Raw genomic sequence first — 7,625 nt, forward strand, 5'->3', positions numbered from 1 at the left:
CCGATGGTGCAATAGTTTCATACTGTAAAGCTCCTACTCCATTAGTAGCAGTTAATGTCACTGAAGTCGTAGGGGATGTACAAGTCACCGAAGCATTAGCAAAAGATAAATCCGTTGGTGGGTTTAACGGAGCTAAAGTAACTACTTGAACAGGTGATGAACAACCATTACCATCTCTAACAATGATATTAATGTTTTGTGTTAATCCATTATCATTTACTGTCAAAGTATTATTGGGTCCAAAAGAAGTCCCATTATTATAACTATAAGTATAACCTCCTGTTCCTCCTGTTGGAGTAACTGTTATTAAAGCGGCTTGTTTGGTATTGGTAGGACTACAGCTAAAAGGAGTCGTTAGTGTTGCATTGACAGCAATAGGAGCTGGATTATTAATAGTCACATTACTTACTGCCGATTCACAGCCTTTGCTATCAATTACTTTTACATTATAAGTCCCTGCAATCAAACCCGTAAATTGATTGGTGGTTTGCGTAGTATAGGTAGCAGCAGAATTTAGTTTAATAGCATACGTATACGCACTCGTAAATCCACTGGCAGCAGTTACAGTAATCGTTCCATCATTGGCATTGTTACATGTAATATCTGTTTTGTTTGTGGAAATCGTTGGTATGGTTTTGTCTGTTACTGTAATGGTATTACTAGTTGCAGGACAACCTCTGCTATCGCTTACGGTAAACACGTAAGTTCCTGCTTGAGTTGCCGTATATGGAAATGAAGTTACAGCAGTTGCAGCACCTCCATTATAAGAAACAGTATAACTATAAGGGGTTCCGTTACCGTCTGAAACCATGGGGTTTCCGATAGAGGCATTGACTAAACAAGTTAAATCATTAATTAAAGAAACTGTTAACCCTATTTGTGGTGCGATTACAATATTAGAAATAGTGGTCGTACAATTGTTGCTATCAGTTACTACTATAGTGTGAGTACCTGGCGCCACATTCGCAAAAGAGTAGCTCGTTGATGCTGAGCTAACCGCTGCATTAGTATTTAATTTATAGGTAAAGGGTCCTACACCACCTGTAACCGTTACATCTAAAGTAGCAGGGTTGGCAGTAGTATAGCAATAATCTGTAGTAGCAGCTAATGTGGCAGATAAAGTTGGTGGAGAGCTTACATTTACACCAACTCCTGTCGGGTTCGTACATCCGTTAGCATCACGAACAAAAACAGTATAATTACCCACAGGTACATTGATAAATACCCCTCCATTATTACTAAAAGCCGTAACTACTGTGGTTCCATTCGACTGACGTAATTCATATTCATAAGTCGGAGTTCCACCACCGCCAATAGCCGTAATGGTAGCTCCAGTAGTACAAGTAGCTAGTTGAGTAACCGAAGCGCTTAATGTTACAGCTGTTGGTGTATTAATCGTTACATCAAACGGTTTAGCGCAAGCCGCCACTGAAGAACCCACAGGGCGTACAATTACTTTATACAAGGCTCCTGCCAAATTAGTAACTGTTACAGGAGAAGTAGTAGACGTTGTCCAAGTTGCTCCATTGTTAGTTGAGTATTGAAAACCTGTTGAATCATAGTTTTCAGCTGAAATGGTGATTTCACCATTTGATAATCCACTACAAGTTACATTTTTAGTTCCCGCAATTTGTGCATTAAAAGCTCTACCCGTTGGTACTACTATTGTAAAATCTTTAGAAGAAAGACAAGTTTTTGGCAATTGGTATACACTAATATCATCAATCGCTAAATCATTCCCATTGACAACCGTACTATTGGATATAATTTCAAATTCTAGTGACGTATTGTTTCCAGGATTCAATGTTAAAACAGTACCTCCAGCTAAATCAGTAGTGGAATGCCATACTTCATCTCTTGGAATACTTGGCATAACTTGTGTAGCAATTACTGAACCTCCTCTGGTTAAACGAACCGTTAATTGAGGTGAAGGTAAATTATTTGTTCTCTTCAACAAATTAAACATATACAAGGATACGTTTATTGGCTGATTTGGAATAATATCATTAATCGTTTTACTGTATAGAATAGCTCCTACAGGAATCGTTGAACCAATATTTACAGCTAAGAATCTACCATCTGTAATAGCAGGAGTATTGTTTAGTACTTTGGTATGATCCGAAGGTAAAAACCAATTAAAGTCATTAAAGTGATCAGGATGTAAAGCTTTAGTAACCACATAATCCCCATCATTCATTAGCCATGGATGCCAATCGGCAGGAGTACGAATACAATCACCAACACTATCTTGTATTTCCCAACAGTACGCCGAATTAATACCTGGTGATCTAGTATCTTCACCTCTACCAAAATCTTCAAATAGCAAATTACTAAAAGTAGTGACTGTATTTAATTTATATTCAACTTTTATAGCATGAGTTCCAGGAGTTACATTTAAAAAAACATTACTTGGAACATTAGTATTTATTGCACCATCCAAATAATAATCATAAGTGTAGGATATACCTCCTGGATTAGCTACTGTAACCGTACTAGTAGCAGTACCATCACAATTAAAATCAATTTGTGGGGTAGCGTTGATTACTGGCTCTGCTGGTTCAGGATCTACGGTTACGGGCGCACTAAAAACACACTGATTAGCATCTCTTATGTATAAAGTATACGAACCCGGAGCCTTGTAGGCATCATTAACAGTTACCCAAGTTGCCTGATTGTCGAAACTGTATTCATAAGGAGGTACGCCTCCTTGTGGATTAGTAATACGTACTTTTCCTTCACGTGCCGGACCACATCCAGCCAATTCCGATACCCCAGCTGAAGCCGTTAAGGCAGTAGCTGGTTGTGTAATTGTAATAGCTGTTTGAGGATCGAAACAATCTACACCGTTCAATGAATAACGTAAAATAGGCGTATAGGAGCCTGGTGCCAAATTAGAAAAAGTGCCATTAGCAACATAAGTAGTTCCATTGTCTATACTATAAGCCAAGGTATAACCATTGGCATTGGTCACGTTAAACCTAATTTCACCTGTATTAGCACCATAACATAGAACATCTGTTTTGTTCACTGTAAATACTGGTTTAGGAGTAGCATTGATAGTAATAGGAGCCAAAGTAAATTCGCAGTTGTTAAAATCAACAACTCTTATATTATAGGTTCCAGAAGTTGATACGTCTATTATTGGCGAACCTTGAAAATCAGTAGTACTATTTACAAAATAAGTAAAAGGTCCTGTACCTCCTGTTGGAGTTACAGTAATTTCTCCATTCTCACAAGTCAGCGCTTTGGTAATTGCTGCCGTAGCTGTCAACACATCAGGTTCAATTAAAGTAACTATACCTGTGTAATCACAGAAGTCATCTGTTTTCACATTAACAGTATATCTCCCTGGATTTAAATTATTGAAAGTATAATCGTTTGAAACAATAGGCCCTACTTTACTAACAGATACTCCTGATGCATTAAAAATTTCAAAAAAGTATTGAGCTCTTACATCATTGGCAGCTAGTTTAACAGAACCTTTACCACCGTTACACAAAGGATTGTTTACTGTAGTAGTTACCGTAAAGTCTCGTTGTCTAATTTGAATACCAGGAATAGGAAACACACATGGATTGGCTAAATTGCTAGTCGCACGAATATAAACCGTATAAATATTTGGAGTGGTTATAGGTAGTATGTTGCTCGATTGGTAAGTGATGCCATCCAAACTATACTCATATCCGCTACCAACTGCAGGCGTACCTACCACAATTTCTCCATTAGTGGTACAAATTATATCTCTTGATGTTGCGGTTGGTTTTAGATCGTTTTGATACACGTTAAAAAAGTAACGATTAAAACAACCATTAGTATAACGTAATGTGATTCTATACTGACCTTGATCACCCACATTATAATTCGGTCCTGTAGCGACCTGTGTCCATGTACAAGCATTTGATTCATCCGCACAAACTGTATTAGGAACTAAAGGACAACTACTTCTTTCCCAAATGATATCTGCAGTGTCTGAAATTCCAGTTTGTATAAAACGATTAGCACCACACAAATAAATATTGGGTAATGGTTTATTGTTATTTGGACAAATTACAATTTCATCAGCTGTTGGAATTCTAACAGGATTTACTACTGTCGCTCCAAAAGGTTCTACTGTAATGGTTTCATCTATTGAGATACAAGGTGCAAGAGCTGTATTTCTTACATAATAAGTCCCGACGCTAGTAACTGTTATGGTTCGAGTAGTTCCAATAATTGGTCCTGTTGCAACGCCATTAACAAATGGGCTTAACGACCACTCGTATGTATTATATCCATTGGCAGCCGAAATAGCTACGCTGGAACCGCATAATTGGTACTTTTTAGAGTATTTACAACCATCTACACCCACAAGGAAGTTCGTAGGGGATGCTACTGCCAAATTACAATTTCCAAAGCCAGAAATACTAGGATCATCAGTTATAACAGAAGGATTTGTGACACCCCTATAGGTTGCAAATGCTTGATTCTGAACTCTATCCGAACAAGCATCACTTAAATCATTACAATTCGGAACGACTTGTACTCCAAACTTGATAAACCATTGATTCCCATTTATTCTTACTAAATCTCTAGGAATTGTGAAAATTAAAGTTCGAGTAGCTTGATCATAATCGTGTGTAATTCCTGAATTATTTGGAATAACAATTGAATTTTCATCAAAAAGTATATTAATAGGCAAAATGTCTTTAATAGTAAACTGATCAGCATCATCATTCCCAACATTTCTAAATCCAATTTCATAATTTAAATAATCACCAAGTGTTACGTTTTGATTACCAATATCAACACCCGCAGTATTTTTAACCACTTTTGTCAACACAATCTTAGGCTCAATGATGTCCACTGCGAAAGTAGTAAGATAAGCTGCATAGGTGTCTGATGTAGAGGTTAAACGAAATCTAGCACCTACTTCACCATTAGGAATTACTGCATTATTCGGGTTATCGACATTGATCAAATCCATATCAAACCCTAGTGTATTCAAACTATTAGGAACCCTTGTATTTACATTGGCAGAAAAAGGGGGGGTTGTTGTAGGAACCGTAATACTGGAGTTAAAAACATTGTTCAGAGGGTTAAGACTATTATTAACAAATGTAAAAGTAGGTCTTGAATTTGCTCTGATTAACAAATCGTCACCATATAATCTTGCTTCTCCTTCTTGAGCGGCAACACCTATTGTAGCTCTTACTGGTAAAGGAGCAGGAAGGGTTCTAAAACCATTAACCGTAAAATCTATATTTCCAAGTGTGGATGTTATTCCTACAAAACCATCAAAAGTAGAAATATATCGACTTGGCAAATCGGGGCTTTCATATATAATAACTAGCGTCCAACCTGCCATAGAACCAGTACTCTTTTTACCTTTAGCTGCTCTAACATTAGCAACAAAATACTGTCCATTGGGTTCGGCCAAATCTTGAATCATCTTAGTTACATTTTTGTAACAAGCATAAGGAGTGTTTGGCAGTTTAGTTACTGCACTGTTGGAATCATAAATAATATCGTCCTCATCACCTACTGGATCTGGATTATTATCAGCAACAATATCAATATAATTAGTGGCACCTGGTAGCTTAAACTTGATCTGATTCCAATCATTTCTTCTGGCCGTTCCTTGTGTATTAGAACCAGAGTTTGTACTCCTCTCATAAGGGTAAATAGCCGTCCAATATAAACCCGCATATACTATTCTTTTACAAGATTGATTAATATTCAAATCAGCACGACTTGAAGAAAACGTATTCGGATCAGAATCAATATCTACATACTCTTGATTCAATCCATTATTATTGACAAGAATATCAAAATTTTTGTTAGCCTCAGCAGTTAAAGCTGCTAAATTAGTAGGTATTCCATTTGGATCAGCAGCGCTAAATGTAGGGTTCACATTTCTTGGATCTGGTACACCATTTCTTATATCCGGATAGGTCGTAGCACTCAAGATACTATTCCCTACAAAAACCACGTCTCCTTTAATTCTCATATTACCACCTGGTAATCTTGGAGAAAATGTTCTTCCAACCTGTCCATAAGACCCTTGTGTAATAAAAAGCAAAATCCCTATCATAGCCATAGCGTATGAAAGGAATCTTTTTTTAGACTGCTGAGTAGAAGGAATTGCTAGCGCATTGGTCTTAAACAACAAGGATACATTTTTGGAAATGTGCATAGAGCACTCCAAAAATAGCAGCTGTAAAATAGTAGGTTTTTTCATGGTTTTGGCATTTTATTAAAATCCTCACGCCGATTCATTGGGGCAGAAATCGGCGTTAAAGAAAAGACTATTTATAATTTTGTTCCAAATATTAAATTTTTACTTCACTGTATTTCAAAATTCGAATAAATTCTATAGTTAGGAGATCCCAATCTCATACTGTTTTATTAATTCTCAACTTTTATAATCACCATTTTACTAGTGGATGGATTATTGGCCTTCGCTTTCATTTCTTGTTGGGCTTCTTGTAAATTATCAAACATAGCATTGTAAATATAATAGCTACTAGTATTAGCATCATAATAGAACGCTACATTCTTCATTCCAGAAGCCACTGCTTTAGTCAAGAAGGCATCACGTTTGGCAATATCTTTATGTACCGCCATAATCATGTAATACCCACCTGGTGTATTAGACACACGTTTCATAATTTGCATATTAGACTGCTCTTCTCCATAATCAAAATCACTTTCTTTCAGCGGTGTGGCACTTACTTTGGTTGTCTCTTTAATACGTTTCAATGTCGCTTGATCTTGCGCCAATCGGTCGGTATCATTCAACGAATTAGCACGTTTGATTCTACGTTTTTTCTCAATCTCTACAGCCACCTTAATGTTTTCTAAAGTTTGAACCAATTTGCTGTTTTTTTGAACGCTAGCTGCTTGTTCCGCTTTTAATTGATCAATAGATTTTAAATAACTCAAACTCAAGGCATCGGTAGCACTAGCTCCTTTTCTGATACGATCATCATACAAATTTTTAATCTTAGTGATGTTATCCTCTTGCATTTTATTCAAAGCCGCAATTTGAGATTTCAATGATTCGATAGCCGCATTATCATTTGAAGTACTCTTAATTTCTTGTGGCTCTCTTACAATTCCTTGTTCACTCAAATCATTTTCTTCCTTCATGTCTCGCAACTCTTTCGCTTTGTTGGCTACTTTTTGATCCAACTGTGCAATTAACGATTGTTGCATTTTACTAGACTCCTCAGCCTGTTTCGCTAAATCATCTATTGCTTTGGCACCCGCGTCTTTTACTACTGGAGCGGTTGCGGCTAATTTAGCCAAACGTATTTTTTCTGCTTCGGCATCTGCTTTAGCCTTAGCATCCGCTGCTAATTTCTCTTGACGTAAACGTTCTGCTTCTGCATCGGCTTTAGCTTTAGCTTCAGCTGCTAATTTCTCTTGACGAACACGCTCTGCTTCTGCATCGGCTTTAGCTTTCGCTTCAGCTGCTGCTTTTTGTGCTGCTTGTGCATCTGCTTTTGCCTTAGCATCTGCTGCTAATTTCTCTTGACGAACACGCTCTGCTTCTGCATCGGCTTTAGCTTTCGCTTCAGCTGCTGCTTTTTGTGCTGCTTGTGCATCTGCTTTTGCCTTAGCATCTGCTGCTAATTTCTCTTGAC

1 protein-coding gene and 1 pseudogene are annotated in these 7,625 nt (G+C 37.3%); both read right to left on the minus strand.

The window, feature by feature from the left end; genetic code table 11:
* Positions 1-6,217, minus strand: a 6,217-nt coding sequence (locus WFZ86_RS19860; protein ID WP_342693571.1) for a SprB repeat-containing protein, incomplete at its 3' end; no start/stop codon positions are given.
* Positions 6,218-6,384: 167 nt separating this feature from the next.
* Positions 6,385-7,625 (minus strand): annotated as a pseudogene (locus tag WFZ86_RS19865) (PorP/SprF family type IX secretion system membrane protein); the annotation flags it as partial.

Origin of the sequence: Flavobacterium polysaccharolyticum (assembly GCF_038739875.1) — a bacterium.
Classification (GTDB): Bacteria; Bacteroidota; Bacteroidia; order Flavobacteriales; family Flavobacteriaceae; genus Flavobacterium; species Flavobacterium polysaccharolyticum.